The organism is Streptomyces sp. NPDC085524 (assembly GCF_044541755.1).
Taxonomy (GTDB): Bacteria; Actinomycetota; Actinomycetes; order Streptomycetales; family Streptomycetaceae; genus Streptomyces.
Window position 1 is genome coordinate 27326 of sequence record NZ_JBITTH010000004.1, and the last position, 16172, is coordinate 43497.

Annotated in this window: 12 protein-coding genes and 4 tRNA genes; 7 read left to right on the plus strand and 9 right to left on the minus strand. The window is 70.9% G+C overall.

Annotation, left to right across the window (positions count from 1 at the left end):
* The 4 genes from ACIGFK_RS06905 to ACIGFK_RS06920 all read right to left on the minus strand — a co-directional run.
* Nucleotides 1–2063: DEAD/DEAH box helicase (locus ACIGFK_RS06905; RefSeq protein WP_400050854.1), on the minus strand; the 2063-nt coding region annotated here is incomplete at its 3' end.
* A gap of 922 nt (nucleotides 2064–2985) precedes the next feature.
* The gene (crcB, locus tag ACIGFK_RS06910; protein WP_376657958.1) at nucleotides 2986–3360 is read right to left on the minus strand and encodes a fluoride efflux transporter CrcB; all 375 of its coding nucleotides are present in this window, start codon (nucleotides 3358–3360) and stop codon (nucleotides 2986–2988) included.
* A complete protein-coding gene (locus ACIGFK_RS06915) occupies nucleotides 3357–3845 on the minus strand; it encodes a CrcB family protein (protein WP_376657959.1) in 489 nt (162 codons plus the stop codon). The genes crcB and ACIGFK_RS06915 overlap by 4 nt, the downstream gene beginning before the upstream one ends.
* Nucleotides 3842–4192: a metallopeptidase family protein gene (locus ACIGFK_RS06920; RefSeq protein ID WP_376657960.1), complete on the minus strand. Its 351-nt coding sequence runs from the start codon at nucleotides 4190–4192 to the stop codon at nucleotides 3842–3844. Before ACIGFK_RS06920 ends, ACIGFK_RS06915 begins: the two co-directional genes overlap by 4 nt.
* Before the next feature lie 103 nt (nucleotides 4193–4295).
* Here ACIGFK_RS06920 and ACIGFK_RS06925 point away from each other — a divergent pair.
* From ACIGFK_RS06925 to ACIGFK_RS06935, 3 genes are all read left to right on the plus strand, one after another.
* A tRNA-Glu gene (locus tag ACIGFK_RS06925) sits at nucleotides 4296–4368 on the plus strand.
* Nucleotides 4369–4406: 38 nt separating this feature from the next.
* Nucleotides 4407–4480, plus strand: a tRNA-Asp gene (locus tag ACIGFK_RS06930).
* 22 nt (nucleotides 4481–4502) lie between these two features.
* Nucleotides 4503–4576: transfer RNA gene (locus ACIGFK_RS06935), tRNA-Phe, on the plus strand.
* A 37-nt stretch (nucleotides 4577–4613) separates the two neighbouring features.
* Here the strand turns inward: ACIGFK_RS06935 and ACIGFK_RS06940 are convergent.
* Together ACIGFK_RS06940 and ACIGFK_RS06945 are read right to left on the minus strand one after the other, a co-directional pair.
* Entirely contained in the window at nucleotides 4614–5435 is an 822-nt protein-coding gene (locus ACIGFK_RS06940; protein WP_376657961.1) for a cytochrome c biogenesis CcdA family protein, read from the minus strand.
* Nucleotides 5432–6151 carry a DsbA family protein gene (locus ACIGFK_RS06945; RefSeq protein ID WP_386472781.1) on the minus strand — a complete coding sequence of 240 codons (720 nt, stop codon included), beginning with the start codon at nucleotides 6149–6151 and terminating at the stop codon, nucleotides 5432–5434. Before ACIGFK_RS06945 ends, ACIGFK_RS06940 begins: the two co-directional genes overlap by 4 nt.
* 653 nt (nucleotides 6152–6804) lie before the next feature.
* Here ACIGFK_RS06945 and hrpA point away from each other — a divergent pair.
* Both hrpA and ACIGFK_RS06955 read left to right on the plus strand, forming a co-directional pair.
* Entirely contained in the window at nucleotides 6805–10728 is a 3924-nt protein-coding gene (gene hrpA, locus ACIGFK_RS06950) for an ATP-dependent RNA helicase HrpA (protein ID WP_386469775.1), read from the plus strand.
* 71 nt (nucleotides 10729–10799) lie between these two features.
* A tRNA-Asp gene (locus ACIGFK_RS06955) sits at nucleotides 10800–10873 on the plus strand.
* Between the two features lie 657 nt (nucleotides 10874–11530).
* Here ACIGFK_RS06955 and bldC read toward each other — a convergent pair.
* Nucleotides 11531–11737: a developmental transcriptional regulator BldC gene (bldC, locus tag ACIGFK_RS06960; protein ID WP_003949541.1), complete on the minus strand. Its 207-nt coding sequence runs from the start codon at nucleotides 11735–11737 to the stop codon at nucleotides 11531–11533.
* 569 nt (nucleotides 11738–12306) lie between these two features.
* Complete coding sequence (locus ACIGFK_RS06965; RefSeq protein WP_376657964.1) at nucleotides 12307–13167, minus strand: hypothetical protein; 861 nt, start codon at nucleotides 13165–13167, stop codon at nucleotides 12307–12309.
* 185 nt (nucleotides 13168–13352) lie between these two features.
* Here ACIGFK_RS06965 and ACIGFK_RS06970 point away from each other — a divergent pair, with 185 nt between their 5' ends.
* Nucleotides 13353–14447 carry a Leu/Phe/Val dehydrogenase gene (locus ACIGFK_RS06970; RefSeq protein ID WP_400050857.1) on the plus strand — a complete coding sequence of 365 codons (1095 nt, stop codon included), beginning with the start codon at nucleotides 13353–13355 and terminating at the stop codon, nucleotides 14445–14447.
* 289 nt (nucleotides 14448–14736) lie between these two features.
* Nucleotides 14737–15000 carry a DUF3073 domain-containing protein gene (locus ACIGFK_RS06975; RefSeq protein ID WP_376657966.1) on the plus strand — a complete coding sequence of 88 codons (264 nt, stop codon included), beginning with the start codon at nucleotides 14737–14739 and terminating at the stop codon, nucleotides 14998–15000.
* Between the two features lie 81 nt (nucleotides 15001–15081).
* Here the strand turns inward: ACIGFK_RS06975 and purM are convergent, their stop codons facing one another.
* On the minus strand, nucleotides 15082–16152 hold the full coding sequence (purM, locus tag ACIGFK_RS06980) for a phosphoribosylformylglycinamidine cyclo-ligase (RefSeq protein ID WP_384750241.1): 1071 nt from the start codon (nucleotides 16150–16152) through the stop codon (nucleotides 15082–15084).
* Between the last annotated feature and the right edge of the window lie 20 nt (nucleotides 16153–16172).

Here is a 16172-nt window from a genome sequence, read left to right on the forward strand (position 1 = left end):
CGGCGGAAACCACCCGAGGACGGACGGTCGTCGCGGCGGAAGCCGCCACGGTCGCCACCGCGGTCGTCACGGTTGAAACCACCCGACGGACGGTCATCGCGGCGGAAACCACCCGAGGAGGGGCGGTCGTCGCGGCGGAAACCACCCGAGGACGGACGGTCGTCGCGGCGGAAGCCGCCACGGTCGCCACCGCGGTCGTCACGGTTGAAACCACCCGACGGACGGTCGTCACGACGGAAACCACCGGAGGACGGACGGTCGTCACGGCGGAAGCCGCCACGGTCGCCACCGCGGTCACCACGGTCGCCGCGGTCGTCACGGCGGAAGCCGCCACGGTCACCGCCGCGGTCACCACGGTCGCCGCGGTCGTCACGGCGGAAGCCGCCACGGTCGCCACCGCGGTTGTCACGGCGCTCGAAGTTGCCGCGGTCGTCGCGCTGGGCGCGGTTCTCCTCGCGGCGCTCCTGCGCGGCCAGTTCGGCGGCAGCGGCAGCGGCGGCAGCCGCGACCTCGGCCTCGGCGGCCTCGGCCACCTCGGCGACGGCGGCCTCCGGGTCCTCGCCGCGCTCACGGGCGGAGCGGGCGACCAGGCGGTCGGCCTCCTCGCGCAGCTCGGCGGCGCGGCGCGTCAGACGCTCCAGCTGCTTGGTGAGCTCGGCGACCTCGCGCTCGGCCTGCTTGGCGGCGTTGTTCGCGGAGTCGGCCTGGACCTCGGTCAGCGAACGGGCACCGGTGATCTCGGCGACCTCCGGCTCGAACGCGCCGGCGCCCTGGACGATGTGGCGCGAGGCGTCGACGCCCGCGTCCTCCATCAGCCGGAAGATCTGGCGGCGCTGGTGCGGCAGGGCCAGGGAGACCACGACACCCGACTTGCCGGCGCGGGCGGTACGGCCCGAGCGGTGCAGGTAGTCCTTGTGGTCGCCGGCCGGGTCCACGTTCAGGACCAGGTCGATGCCGTCGACGTGGATGCCTCGGGCGGCGACGTCGGTGGCGACGAGCGCGTTGACGTAGCCGTCCTTGAAGTCCGCGAGGACGCGGGTACGGGCGCCCTGCGTCATGCCGCCGTGCAGCGCGTCGGCCTTCACGCCGGCCTCGACGAGCTGCTCGGCGATGCGGTCGGCGCCCAGCTGGGTGCGGACGAAGATGATGGTGCGGCCCTTGCGGGCGGCGATGGCGGCCGTGACCGGCGCCTTGTCCTTCGGCTTCACGACGAGGACGTGGTGCGTCATGGTCGTGACGTTGCCCTGCGCGCTGTCGACCTCGTGCGTGACGGGGTTGGACAGGTAGCGCTTGACCAGGGTGCCGATCTCGTTCTCCATGGTGGCGGAGAAGAGCATGCGCTGGCCGCCGCCGGGGATCTGGTCGAGCAGCTCGGTGACCTCGGGCAGGAAGCCCAGGTCGGCCATCTGGTCGGCCTCGTCGAGGACCGCGACCGAGACGTTCTCCAGGGAGCAGGCGCCGCGGTTGATGATGTCGCGCAGACGGCCCGGGGTGGCGACGAGGATGTCGACGCCGCGCTCGAGGGCGTAGATCTGGTTGCTCATCGAGGTGCCGCCGCAGACGACCTTCATCTTGAGGCCGAGCACGTCGCCGTAGGGCTGGAGGGCGTCCGCGACCTGCATCGCGAGCTCACGCGTCGGCGTCAGGATGATCGCGCGGGGCTTCTTCTTGTCGGTGAAGCCGCCGGCCAGCTGGGCCAGGGTCGGCAGACCGAAGGAGAGGGTCTTGCCGGAGCCGGTGCGGCCACGGCCGAGGATGTCCTTGCCGGCCAGGGCGTCCGGGATGGTCGCGGCCTGGATCGGGAAGGGGGTGGTGACACCGTTCTGCGCGAGCTTGCGCACGACGCCCTCCGGCAGACCGAGGTCGGCGAAGGTGATCGTGGGCTCGGCGTCGGCGTCGTCGGACTCGTCGTCGAAGGAGTCGGCGGACTCGATCGAGTCGGCGGAGTCGATGGACTGGTCGGTCGTCACGTCGGCCTCGAGCGCCTCGATGATCTCGTCGGTGACGAGCTCGTTCGAGTCGTTCTCGGGCATGACGGCGCGGTCAGAACTGGAAATGGACATGCGAAATGCGAAACCTTCCGGAGTCTCGGCACGCGCCCAAACTCCGTGAATCGCAAATCGACCGCCTCAATGCGGTCAGCCACGGCTAGGGAGAGTACGCGCCACACGGCGCTCTTCGGATTCGGCGCCGGGCAATGGGATCAAACGATCTATAACCATACGCACCCTCCCCGGGGTCTGGCAAGTCACTCCGGGAGAAACCCACCTGACCTGCACCGATGCCGTGGATCGGGGTGAAGGGGCGGCCGGCGCCACCCGCGCCCTAGGCCGCCGGGCCCGGGCCGGGCGGGTTGCTGGGCTCCGGCTGCGGGGTCGAGGGATTCGGAGTGGGTTCCGTCACAGGCGGAGTGGTGGCCGGCGGCGGGGTGGGGCTGGCCGACTGCTGTCCGCCACCCGGGCCGCCCGAGCCACCCGGCCCCCCGGAACCGCCCGGCCCCGACCCGCCGGACCCACCGGATCCGCCCGTCGGCGGCTGCTGGGCCCCCTGGCCGCCCGCGCCGCCGCCCGGACCCGCCGACGGGGCGGGCACCCCCGGCTGCCCGCTCGGCGCGCCCGGGCTCGGCGAGGCGCCGGTCGCACCCGAGGCCTTGCCGTCGCCTTCGGTTCTGCCGCCCTGGCTCCCCGTACCGTCCTTGCCGCCGCGCACGCCGCTGTGCGCCCCGGCGCCCTTCCCGGAAGCGGAACCTCCGCCGGCCGACGCTCCCCGGCGGTCCGAAGAGGAGGAGGGCCCGGGCTTCGCCTCGTCCTGGCCGACGCTCATGCAGCCCGCCGCGGCCGCGACCGCGAGCGCGGTGACGGCCAGGCGGAGGGGAGCGGTCAACTGGCGCACAGGGCACCTCCGGAGCCTGGGGATGGGTCGGCTAGCGGCGTCCACTAGCGGGTCGATGTGCCCAACTCCCTTTGCCCCGTAAGGGACACGCCCTCAGGCGAACAGCTGCCGGGCCAGCTCCGACCCCAGGTGCACGGCGCCGAGCCCGACCAGCACCGACGCCAGCACGTTCGCCGTGGCCAGGAACTTCCAGCCGCGTTCGACGAGTCGCAGGGTCTCGTACGAGAACGTCGAGTACGTGCTCAGCGCCCCGCACAGCCCGGGCCCCAGCAGCAGCACCAGCTGCGACGAGGCCGCCCCGGCCAGCGCCGCCCCGGTCAGCACCCCCAGTACCAGGCACGCCGACGCGTTCACCACGAAGGTGCCCCACGGGAACACCGAGTCGTGCCGGGCCTGCACCGCCCGGTCCGTCAGATAGCGCAGCGGCGCGCCGACGACCGCGCCCGCCACCACGAGCAGCCAGTTCACCGGGCCGGCACCCGGCCCGCCCGCCTCCGGACCGCCAGCCGCGTCACCGAGGCCGCCGCCCACACCGCGCCCAGCGCGGCCACGACCGTCAGCCCCGCGTACGCCAGCGCGCGGTCGGCCTCGCCCTCGTCCAGGAGCCGCGAGAAGTCCACGGCGTAGGTGGAGAAGGTGGTGAAGCCGCCGAGCACGCCGACACCGGCGAAGGGCCGCACCAGCGGGTGGGCCGACCGGCCGCCCTCACTGATCAACACCATCAGCACCCCGATGAGCGCGCACCCGGCCGCGTTGACCCACAGGGTCGCCCAGGGGAAGTCCCCCGTCCCGGCCGGCCAGATCAGCGAGACCCCGTACCGCGCCGAGGCCCCCAGGGCCCCTCCCGCCGCCACCGCCGCGAGCACCCGGCCCTGCGGTTCGGCGCGCTGCGCGGGCACATGGAGGTCGACGTCCGGATCGATCGCCTCGGCACCGGGGACCGGCCGGGTCACCCGTACCCCAGGGCGTGCAGCCGGTCGTCGTCGATGCCGAAGTGGTGGGCGATCTCGTGGACCACGGTGACCTCCGTCTCCGCGACCACGCTCTCCCGGTCCTCGCACATCCGCAACGTGGGGTTCCGGTAGATGGTGATCCGGTCCGGCAGCACCCCGGCGTACCACTCGCCGCGGTCCGTCAGCGGGGTCCCCTCGTACAGTCCGAGCAGCTCGGGGTCGTGGGCGGGCGGCTCGTCCTCGACGAACACCGCCACGTTGTCCATCAGCCGCGTCAGCTCGGGCGGAATCCGGTCCAGCGCCTCTGCGACGAGCTCTTCGAACTCCTCGCGCGTCATCTCCAGCACCGGGCCATTGTCCCCCCGGGGGAAACCGTTTTGGCGATAGCTCCCCGGATCCCATATGCTTCTCACGTCCCCGACGCGCTGGAAAGTGCCCGGTGGGTCTTTAGCCCTCATCGTCTAGTGGCCCAGGACGCCGCCCTTTCAAGGCGGTAGCACGGGTTCGAATCCCGTTGGGGGTACGCATTACCGTGTGCGAGACTTGTCTCGCACATTGCAAGGTCCTGTGGAGCAGTTGGTTAGCTCGCCACCCTGTCAAGGTGGAGGTCGCGGGTTCAAGTCCCGTCAGGATCGCCGAGACCGGAAACGGTCTCTTGGTCGGGTAGCTCAGTTGGTACGAGCGATCGCCTGAAAAGCGATAGGTCGCCGGTTCGACCCCGGCCCCGACCACGTGGAGAAGCCCCGTCCTCGGACGGGGCTTCTTGCGTTACTCCCCGGCACCCGCCCGCCGCCGCTGGACCAGCGCGAAGGCCGCCGCCCCGGCCACGACCAGCCCGAGCACCACCCAGTCCGGAACCGCGTCCGCCACCGACCGCACCCACTCCTCCACCGCGTACGAGTCGTCCACGTCCAGCAGGCCCGGCAGCGCGCTCGCGCCGTCGTAGACGAGGAACAGCGTGCCCAGGGCGATGAAGAACAGCCCGGACAGCAGCGAGGTGGTGTGCAGCCCGAAGCGGCCCACCTTCAGGGCCCGCCCGCGCAGCCAGCGCCGCCTGCCCAGCTCGAACCGCTCCCAGAGCAGGGCCAGCACGAACAGCGGTACGGCCATCCCGAGCGCGTACACCGCCAGCAGCAGGCCGCCGTAGACCGGGCTTCCGCTGACCGCCGCCACCGTCAGCACGCTGCCGAGGATCGGGCCGGCGCAGAAGCCGGCCAGGCCGTAGACCGCCCCCAGCGCGTACACCGACAGGGCGGTGGTCGGCCGGATCCGGCCGGACAGCTCCGAGAGCCGCTTCGGCGCGAAGCCGAGGCCGAGGATCTGCGCGAGGCCGAGCGCGATGATCAGCCAGCCGCCGGCCAGGACGAGCCCGTCGCGGTTGGCGTGGAAGAACCGCCCGGCGTACGAGCCCGCCGCCCCCAACGGGACGAGGGTGCCGGCGAGGCCCGCGTAGAAGATCCCGGTCCGCGCCAGCAGCCGCGAGGCGGAGTCGATCGAGTACGCGAAGAAGGCGGGCAGCAGCAGTGCGCTGCACGGGCTGAGCAGGGCGAGGAGGCCGCCGAGCAGGGCGGCCAGGTATCCGATGGTCACTGCTTCGCCGCCGCGGCGGCCTCGGCGATGGCGGACTCGAACGCCCGGAGCGGCTGGGCCCCGGCGATCGGCTTCCCTCCCACCAGGAAGGACGGGGTGGAGCTGACGCCGATCCGGTAGCCCTCCTCCTGGTCCTTCTTCAGGGCCGCGGCGGCCTCGTCCCCGGCCATGTCCGCCTTGAAGCGCTCCAGGTCGGGAACCCCGGCCGCGCGGGCCAGCTCCAGCAGCCGGTCCTCGCCGAAGCCCTTGTCCTTCGCGCCCTCGGCGTACGCGGCGGCGTGGAACTGCTGGAACCTGTCCTGCCGGCCCGCCGCCCAGGCGGCCTTGGCGGCGGCCTCGGATTCGGCACCGAAGATCGGGAAGTTGCGCCACTCGATGCGGAGGGTGCCGTCCGCCACGTACTTCTTCACCAGCTCGGGCTCGGTGTCGCGGGCGAACTTCGCGCAGTAGCCGCACTTGAAGTCGGAGTACTCGATCAGCACGACGGGCGCGTCGGCGCGGCCCACGGCGAGTTTGTCGCCGTCCTCCCTGCGGGCCAGCGCCTTCAGCTGCGCGGCGGCGGGGTCCTCACGGGGCGGCGCGGCGGCCACCGCCCCGCCGGACCCCTTCTCCGCCGGGGCGGTGGCCTGCCAGGACACGATCCCGAGGGTCACCGCGGCGAGGGCTACGCCGGCGGGGATCAGGAAGGGCCGGGGGGACTTGCGGGAGGAAGACATACGGGGTGCGGCTCCAGGACTGCGGATACGGATATGGGTGTGGGTGCGGTGCCCTCGCCTGGGGGCGTGGTGGGGGTTTGCCCCGCGGGCCGCACCGCCGCGCCGTCGGGGTCGGGTGTGCGGTGGGGCGCCCCCGCAGGGCGTCGAACGCAACCACCCCGTACTTCGGCCGACCCCGTGGAAACGTTCGACGGCCGAGGAGGTGCCCCGCCGCGCGCCCGGCCCCGACGGCCCTGCGCGTGCGGGCCGCTGCGCGGGGCCTTTCCCCCACCCCGCCCCTTCCCGAAACCGGGCTCCGCCCGGACCCGGTCCTCAAACGCCGGACGGGCTGGAGGGTGCGGCCGGGCCGGACAGTGCGGGCCGGCCTGAGGGGGCGGGCCGGCCTGAGGGTGCGGCGCGCCGCAGGGGGACGGGCAGCTGCGGCGAACGGGGACGGAGTCCCGAACCAGCGCGCCCAAAGCGGCCCGCGCCGGAGGCGACGGGCAGGGGCGGAGTCCCGGACGCCTGCGGATCAAGCGGTCCGCGCCGGAGGCGACGGGCATGCGTGGGGCCTCTCACGGACGGGGGGCGGGGGACTCGTCCCGAAATGGTACGGGTCCGCCCGACAAATGCGTTCGCCACCCGGAGGGGCCAGGTGAGATCCTCGATCAGGTATGTCTACTTCCTTCGCCGCCCTGCAGACGCTTCTCGGTGAGATCTCCCTCCGCGACGCGCACCGCCTCGGCCGCCGCCTCGAAGGCGCCCGCCGTATCCGCAAGCCCGAGGCCAAGCAGGCCGTGCTCGACGAGATCGCCGCGGAGGCCGCGAAGGCCGCCGCGCGACTGGCCGGCCGTGCCTCGCGCATGCCCGAGGTCACGTATCCCGAGAACCTGCCCGTCAGCCAGAAGAAGGACGAGATCGCCGAGGCGATACGCGACCACCAGGTCGTGATCGTCGCGGGCGAGACCGGCTCCGGCAAGACCACGCAGATCCCCAAGATCTGCATGGAGCTGGGCCGCGGCGTCCGGGGCATGATCGGGCACACCCAGCCCCGCCGGATCGCGGCCCGCACCGTCGCGGAGCGCATCGCGGAGGAGCTGAAGTCCGAGATCGGCCAGACGGTCGGCTGGAAGGTCCGGTTCACCGACCAGGTGGACCAGGACGCGACCTTCGTGAAGCTGATGACCGACGGCATCCTGCTCGCCGAGATCCAGACGGACCGCGAGCTGCGCGCGTACGACACGATCATCATCGACGAGGCGCACGAGCGGTCGCTGAACATCGACTTCCTGCTCGGCTACCTGGCCACGCTGCTGCCGAAGCGCCCCGACCTCAAGGTCGTCATCACCTCGGCGACCATCGACCCCGAGCGCTTCTCCCGGCACTTCGGGGACGCCCCGATCGTCGAGGTCAGCGGGCGGACCTATCCGGTGGAGGTCCGGTACCGGCCGCTCCTCGAGGAGGACAGCGAGGAGAGCGACCGGGACCAGATCACCGCCATCTGCGACGCGGTCGACGAGCTCCAGGCGGAGGGGCCCGGCGACATCCTGGTCTTCCTCTCCGGAGAGCGCGAGATCCGCGACACCGCGGACGCGCTGATCAAGAAGAAACTGCGGTTCACCGAGGTGCTGCCGCTCTACGCCCGCCTCTCGCACGCGGAGCAGCACCGGGTCTTCCAGCCCCACACCGGCCGCCGGATCGTCCTCGCGACCAACGTCGCCGAGACCTCCCTGACCGTCCCGGGCATCAAGTACGTGATCGACCCGGGCAACGCCCGGATCTCCCGCTACAGCCATCGCACGAAGGTGCAGCGGCTGCCCATCGAGCGGATCTCGCAGGCCAGCGCCAACCAGCGCAAGGGCCGCTGCGGGCGTACCAGCGACGGCATCTGCATCCGGCTGTACTCCGAGGACGACTTCAACGCCCGTCCCGAGTTCACCGACGCCGAGATCCTGCGCACGAACCTGGCGTCCGTCATCCTCCAGATGACCGCGGCCGGCCTCGGCGAGATCGAGAAGTTCCCCTTCATCGACCCGCCGGACCACCGCAACATCCGCGACGGCGTGCAGCTCCTCCAGGAGCTCGGGGCGCTGGACCCGGCCGAGAAGGACCCCAAGAAGCGGCTGACGCAGATGGGCCGCCAGCTGTCCCAGCTGCCCGTCGACCCGCGCCTGGCCCGCATGGTCGTCGAGGCCGACAAGAACAACTGCGTCCGCGAGGTCATGGTCATCGCGGCGGCCCTGTCCATCCAGGACCCGCGCGAGCGGCCCTCGGACAAGCAGACCCAGGCCGACCAGAACCACGCCCGCTTCAAGGACGAGACGAGCGACTTCCTGTCGTTCCTCAACATGTGGCGCTACGTCCGCGAGCAGCAGAAGGAGCGCGGCTCGTCCTCGTTCCGCCGGATGTGCAAGCAGGAGTACCTGAACTTCCTGCGGATCCGCGAGTGGCAGGACATCTACTCGCAGCTGCGCACGGTCGCCAAGACCATGGGCATCCACGTCAACGAGGCCGACGCCCCCGAGACGAGCGTCCACATCTCGCTGCTGGCCGGCCTGCTGTCGCACATCGGGCTCAAGGACACCGACAAGAACGAGTACCTGGGCGCCCGGTCGGCGAAGTTCGCGATCTTCCCGGGCTCGTCGCTGTTCAAGAAGCAGCCGAAGTTCCTGATGTCGGCGGAGCTGGTGGAGACCTCGCGGCTGTGGGCCCGGGTGAACGCCAAGGTGGAGCCCGAGTGGGTGGAGCCGCTGGCCCAGCACCTGATCAAGCGCACCTACAGCGAGCCGCACTGGGAGAAGGACCAGGCCGCGGTGATGGCGTACGAGAAGGTCACGCTGTACGGAGTACCGATCGTCGCCCAGCGGAAGATCAACTACGGCCGGATCGACCCCGAGGTCTCGCGCGAGCTGTTCATCCGCAACGCACTGGTCGAGGGCGACTGGCGGACGCACCACAAGTTCTACGCCGACAACCGCAAGCTCCTCACCGAGGTGGAGGAGCTGGAGAACCGGGCCCGCCGCCGCGACATCGTGGTGGACGACGAGACGCTCTTCGACTTCTACGACCAGAAGATCCCCGAGCACGTGGTGTCGGGGGCGCACTTCGACTCCTGGTGGAAGCACAAGAAGCGGGACGAGCCCGAACTGCTCGACTTCGAGCGGGAGATGCTGCTGACGGAGAAGGCGGCCGGGGTCACCAAGGCCGACTATCCGGACACCTGGCGCCAGGGGCAGCTGAAGTTCCGGGTGACCTACCAGTTCGAGCCCGGCGCGGACGCGGACGGCGTGACCGTCCACATCCCGCTCCAGGTGCTGAACCAGGTCACCGACCAGGGCTTCGACTGGCAGATCCCCGGCCTGCGCGAGGAGGTAGTCACCGAGCTGATCCGCTCGCTGCCCAAGCCGATCCGCCGCCACTACGTGCCCGCGCCGAACTACGCGGGCCGCTTCCTGGACACCGCCGTGCCCCTGCAGGAGCCGCTGCCGGTGACGCTGGCGCGCGAGCTCCAGCGGATGGTCGGGGTGCCGGTCTCGGCCGAGGACTTCGACCTGACCCGGATCCCGGACCACCTGAAGATCACCTTCCGGATCGTCGACGAGCGTCGCAAGAAGCTCGCCGAGGACAAGGACCTGGAGACGCTGCGGCTGAAGCTGAAGCCGAAGGCCCGCCAGGCCCTCTCCAAGGCCGCCGCGGCCACGGCCGAGCGGGCCGGCGGGGAGTCGGTGGAGCGGACCGGGCTGACCGACTGGACGATCGGCACGCTGGCCAAGGTCTTCGAGACCCGGCGGGCGGGACAGCCGGTGAAGGCGTATCCGGCGCTGGTGGACGAGGGCTCGAGCGTCTCCGTACGGCTCTTCGACACGGAGGCCGAGCAGCAGCAGGCGATGTGGCTGGGCACCCGGCGCCTCATCCTGCTGAACATCCCGGTGAACCCGGCGAAGTTCGCCTCGGACCATCTGACGAACCAGCAGAAGCTGGCCCTGTCCAGGAACCCGCACGGCTCCATCCAGGCGCTGTTCGACGACTGCGCCACCGCCGCGACCGACAAGCTGATCGCCGACCACGGCGGCCCCGCGTGGGACGAGGCGGGCTTCCGCAAGCTCTACGAGGCGGTCCGCGCCGACCTGGTGGACACCACCGTGCGGACGGTGGGCCAGGTCCAGCAGGTGCTGGCCGCCTGGCAGGCCTGCGAGCGGCGGCTCAAGTCCACGAGCAGCCTGGCCCTGGTCGCCAACATCCAGGACGTGAAGACCCAGCTGGCCGCCCTCATGCCGGCCGGCTTCGTGACCCTCACGGGACTGCGCAGGCTGGCGGACCTGATGCGCTACCTGGTGGCGGCCGACCGGCGGCTCCAGCAGATGCCCACGGGCGTCCAGCGCGACACCACGCGCATGGAGAAGGTCCACGAGATGCAGGACGAGTACGCCTGGCTGCTGGAGCAGTTGCCGAAGGGCCGGCCCGTCCCGTCGGCCGTCACGGACATCCGCTGGATGATCGAGGAACTGCGGGTGAGTTACTTCGCGCACGCGCTCGGCACGGCGTATCCGATCTCCGACAAGCGCATCGTGAAGGCCGTCGACGCGGCGGCCCCGTGATCGGGTTCGACCGCACCCCCTGAGCTGCTGTACAGTCTGTTTCGCAGCCACGCCGATCGGCTGCGAAACAAGGTCCTGTGGAGCAGTTGGTTAGCTCGCCACCCTGTCAAGGTGGAGGTCGCGGGTTCAAGTCCCGTCAGGATCGCAACAACGTCAGGGCCCGTATCCCCCCAGGGATACGGGCCCTGACGCGTTGACAGGCCCGTTCGCCCCGGGTGGCCCTGGGGACGCCCTGGAGGCGCCGTCTTCACCACGGCGGGCCCCGTGACCACGGAGACCCCCGGAGGGCCTCAGGGGGCCGCATAGGCCCTCGGTGGGGTGCATAGATCCTCACGGAGGGGTCCGGTTACCGACCGGTCGGCCTGCGAGGTCCCTCCGGCCCTTCCTGCACCTTCCGCCCCGGCCCGCCGTCCCGGGAATCCCCCGTTCGCATGATGCGCTGCGCCGTGCACGTCCCCTTACGGGGTGCATTGCCGGAAATACAAGAGTGATCATCTGTGACGGGAGTCACCACATGAGTTTTTGAGACTCGCACGTTTATCGCACCCCTACGCGGCCTCGATTTAATATGTGCAATGGCACCTCATCGCCGACGCTGCCCGCGCCACCCCGCACCGCCCTGACCAGCGCATAAAAAAGATCGCGCTGGACCCGGCGGAGTCCAGCGCGATCGGACGACAGGAACTGTTGGGGCAGGTCCCGTCGCATGAAGCTGTGTGGGTTTCGTCGGATTGGGGGACCCGATTCAGACCCTCCCCCGGCTGATGCCGGGAGATGTCCCCTAAAAGGGGTGCTGCGAACCTCAGGCCTCGCTGCGCTGCTGCGGAATTCCCGCAAGCAGTGCGCGGACCTCGGCCTCGCGGTAACGGCGGTGTCCACCCAGGGTGCGGATGGACGTGAGCTTGCCAGCCTTGGCCCAGCGGGTGACCGTCTTCGGGTCCACGCGGAACATCGTGGCAACCTCAGCCGGGGTCAGCAGCGGCTCGGCATCAGGGGTGCGAGCGGTCATGAGCGGCCTCCTCGGGAGAACCGAACCATCTCGGTTCTTTCCTCTAAATTCTGCACCTTGGCCCGCGTTGCCCGAAATGGACATACGCGGGCCGAGTCGGTTATAGGACGAACGGCTTGTCCTCGGCACTACAACTACACCATCCGTCCAGCCCCAAGGGCCAAACCGACGGAATTGCCCTCCGAGGTGTTCATCAGCGGCGGAAGCCCGATGGACCGCCCCATAACGGACAGTCACCCCACTGTGACGATCAGTCACAGAACAATCAGGAGTCGTCAGACCCCCCGTAGAGCGCAATGCCGAGCATTCCGCCCTTAGTTGGGCGGAAGGAACCCTCCCCGGACTCCTTGTCCTATTTTGGCACGAGGGTAGGGGAAGGGCGCAAGGGTGTAGTTAGTGCGGTCCGTCACGCTTGGGCCAATGGCCCGTATCGGGACGTAGGTCCTGGCACTACGTCCCGAATGCCATGATCAGGCCGCTGATCAGCGACTTATGGCCGATCGACCGATACGCACCGGTACGGAACGGTGTCCGTGGGCCCCGCGGAGCCCGGGGACCCCCCCCGCCGACTAATTCGCGAACAGTCTCTCCCGGACTGCCCTCCACCGGTCCGCCAGCTCCCCGTACGCCTCGGCAGCCCCTCCGGTGTCACCGGCCCGCAGCGCCGCGACGCCCGCCGCCAGTTCCCCCGCGGACCGGTCGTCCGCCAGCCGGTCGGCCGGCAGCGCGTGCAGCAGTCCGCCGTAGTCCAGCTCGACCATCGACTTCGGATGGAACTCCTCCAGCCAGCTCCCGACCTCCACCAGCCCCTCGGCGAGCGGCTCGTAGCCGTGGCCCTCCGCCTCCCGGAGCGTCCGCAGGGTCCGCGCGAGCCGGCGGCGGGCCTGCACCATGGGCGTCCGGTAGCGCAGCCGTTCGCCGGGCACGTACTCCCGCTCCTCGTCCGCCACCAGCACGAACCAGCGCAGCGGGACCTGCCACACCCCCGTGCGGATCCACGGCCGGGCGTCCGGGTTCCGCTCGCGCCAGCGCTCGTACTCCTCAGCGGCCCGCCTGCGGGCCGTCGGCGGGAGCGCCGCGTCGAGCACCGGGAGCGGGAACCACTCGACCAGCTCCTGGAGCGCCAGCCAGCCGCGCAGCCTGGTCCGCCACGGGCAGACCAGCAGCACCCCGTCGACCTCCGCCGTGAACGCGTCCGCGCTCTCGTGGGCCGGCACCCCCACCACGGGGACCCGCACCAAGTCGGTGAGCGACCGGCGAAGTTCGTCCTGGGCGGTCGGGGCCGTCCCGCGCCGGGCGTAGTCGGCCCAGTGCGCACGCTCCGGCTCGGGGAACGCCGCGAGGGGCTCGTAGACGCGCAGGTAGGAGGCGTACGGAACGGTCGGCGCCGGGCGCACGGAGGGCCGCGGGGGATCGGGGGTTTCGCTCACGCTGTCGTACTCCCCCCGGCGGCGCCGCGGTACTCCGCACGCCCCCTCGTACTCCGGGAGAGTTCCGATCTCTGGACAGGTCGCCTCCGCACGCCCGGGAGGTCTTACTCTGCTCCCAGCACGCTCGCCCCCACCCGCAGGGCGCGCGTGGAATCCGCCGCATCTCTTCCATGGGAGTCACCACCGTGACCGAAATGACCGACGGCGTCCTGCACACCCTGTTCCGCACGGAGCAGGGCGGACACGAGCAAGTCGTGCTGTGCCAGGACCGCGCCACCGGCCTCAAGGCCGTCATCGCCATCCACTCCACCGCCCTGGGCCCCGCCCTCGGCGGCACGCGCTTCCACGCGTACGCCTCCGACGAGGAGGCCGTCCGTGACGCGCTCAACCTCTCGCGCGGCATGTCGTACAAGAACGCCCTCGCCGGTCTCGACCTGGGCGGCGGCAAGGCCGTGATCATCGGCGACCCCGACGTCCTGAAGTCCGAGGAACTGCTGCTGGCCTACGGCCGGTTCGTGGAGTCCCTCGGCGGCCGCTACGTGACGGCCTGCGACGTCGGCACCTTCGTGGCGGACATGGACGTCGTGGCCCGCGCGACCCGCTGGGCGACCGGCCGCTCCCCCGAGAACGGCGGCGCCGGCGACTCCTCGGTGCTCACCGCCTTCGGTGTCTTCCAGGGGATGCGCGCCAGCGCCCAGCACGTGTGGGGCGACCCGACGCTGCGCGGCCGCAAGGTCGGCGTCGCCGGTGTCGGCAAGGTCGGCCACTACCTGGTCGAGCACCTCCTCGAGGACGGCGCCGAGGTCGTGATCACCGACGTGCGCGAGGAGTCCGTGCAGCGGATCCTCGACAAGCACCGGGGCAAGGTCACCGCGGTCGCCGACACCGACGCGCTGATCCGCGTCGAGGGCCTGGACATCTACGCCCCCTGCGCGCTGGGCGGCGCCCTGAACGACGACACCGTGCCGGCCCTCACCGCGCGGATCGTCTGCGGCGCGGCCAACAACCAGCTCGCCCACGCCGGCATCGAGAAGGACCTCGAAGACCGCGGGATCCTCTACGCCCCGGACTACGTCGTCAACGCGGGCGGCGTGATCCAGGTCGCCGACGAGCTGGTCGGCTTCGACTTCGACCGGTGCAAGGCCAAGGCCACGAAGATCTTCGACACCACCCTGGAGATCTTTGCTCGCGCGAAGTCGGACGGCATTCCGCCGGCCGCCGCGGCCGACCGGATCGCCGAGCAGCGGATGGCGGACGCCCGCGCCGCCCGCGCGGTCTGACCCTTCCGGGGACACTTCGGCGCGCCCGCCGGGGTGCGGGGAGACAGAACTCACTGCACTTCGGCGGGTCGCGGGCCAGGAACGCGTTAAAATCACGGTTGACCAGCGAGGACGGGGCGCCTTGTTGGTTCTGCACCGGGGCGCGTCATGCGGGCGGCGTACCGTATGGCCGCGGAAGCAGGTACCGTTAAACCCCTACGGACGGTCTCTCCACGGAGAGCCCGCTCCGAACCATGAACGCGTGTCAGACTCTGGGGCCGTCGAGCCCCGTCACCGAGGGGGTCGAGCCATGGGGCGCGGCCGGGCCAAGGCCAAGCAGACAAAGGTCGCCCGCCAGCTGAAGTACAACAGCGGCGGGACTGACCTCTCGCGTCTGGCCAATGAGCTGGGCGCATCGCCGACAGAGCCGCTGCCTATCAGCGAGCCGGTCGAAGTCGATGACGATCAGGACGACGACGACCCGTACGCCAAGTACGCGGATCTGTACAACAGCGATGACGACGAGGACGAGGACGAAGAGTCCGGTCCGTCGGCACAGCGTCGCGGCGCTTGACGCTCTCGGGCGTCTGCACCAATAGAAGCAAATACCGAAACCCGGTCCCGGGCATTGCCCAGGGCCGGGTTTCAGTGCTGCTCAGCTCGCGTAGGAACCGGTGAGGGTCGCGCCCTCGGTACGGTCGCCGCGGTCCAGGATCTCGCCCGCGACCCAGGCGTCGACGCCCCGGTCGGCCAGCGCGGTCAGCGCCACCTCGACGGACTCCTGCGGAACGACGGCCATCATGCCGACCCCCATGTTCAGGGTCTTCTCCAGCTCCAGCTGCTCCACCTGACCGGCCTTGCCGACCAGGTCGAAGATCGCGCCGGGGGCCCAGGTCGTGCGGTCGACCGTGGCGTGCAGGTGGTCCGGGATCACCCGGGCCAGGTTCGCCGCGAGGCCGCCGCCCGTGATGTGCGAGAAGGCGTGGACCTCGGCCGTGCGGGTGAGGGCCAGGCAGTCCAGCGAGTAGATCTTGGTGGGCTCCAGGAGTTCCTCGCCGAGGGTGCGGCCGAGCTCCGCGATCTCCTGCTCCAGGGACATCCCGGCCCGGTCGAAGAGCACGTGCCGGACCAGCGAGTACCCGTTCGAGTGAAGGCCGGACGATGCCATCGCGATGACGGCGTCCCCCGTACGGATGCGATCGGCGCCCAGCAGCCGGTCGTACTCGACGACACCGGTGCCGGCGCCCGCCACGTCGAAGTCGTCCGGACCCAGCAGGCCCGGGTGTTCGGCGGTCTCGCCGCCGACCAGGGCGGTTCCGGCGAGGACGCAGCCCTCGGCGATGCCCTTGACGATGGCCGCGACACGCTCGGGGTGGACCTTGCCTACGCAGATGTAGTCGGTCATGAAGAGGGGCTCGGCGCCGCAGACCACGATGTCGTCCATGACCATCGCGACCAGGTCGTGGCCGATCGTGTCGTACACGCCCATCTGGCGGGCGATGTCGACCTTCGTGCCGACCCCGTCGGTGGCGGAGGCGAGCAGCGGGCGCTCGTAGCGCTTGAGGGCGGAGGCGTCGAAGAGGCCGGCGAAGCCGCCGAGGCCGCCGAGGACCTCGGGGCGCTGCGTCTTCTTCACCCACTCCTTCATCAGCTCGACGGCGCGGTCGCCCGCTTCGATGTCGACGCCGGCGGCTGCGTAGCTGGCACCGGTGGTCTTCTCTGTCATGACAGGCGAGAGCTTTCGTG

Coding starts and splice junctions, on each gene's coding strand:
- ACIGFK_RS06945 (WP_386472781.1), bottom strand. CDS start 6,151: ATGTCTTCCTCCCGCAAGTCCCCCCGGCCCTTCCTGATCCCCGCCGGC.
- hrpA (WP_386469775.1), top strand. CDS start 6,805: ATGTCTACTTCCTTCGCCGCCCTGCAGACGCTTCTCGGTGAGATCTCC.
- bldC (WP_003949541.1), bottom strand. CDS start 11,737: ATGACCGCTCGCACCCCTGATGCCGAGCCGCTGCTGACCCCGGCTGAG.
- ACIGFK_RS06975 (WP_376657966.1), top strand. CDS start 14,737: ATGGGGCGCGGCCGGGCCAAGGCCAAGCAGACAAAGGTCGCCCGCCAG.
- purM (WP_384750241.1), bottom strand. CDS start 16,152: ATGACAGAGAAGACCACCGGTGCCAGCTACGCAGCCGCCGGCGTCGAC.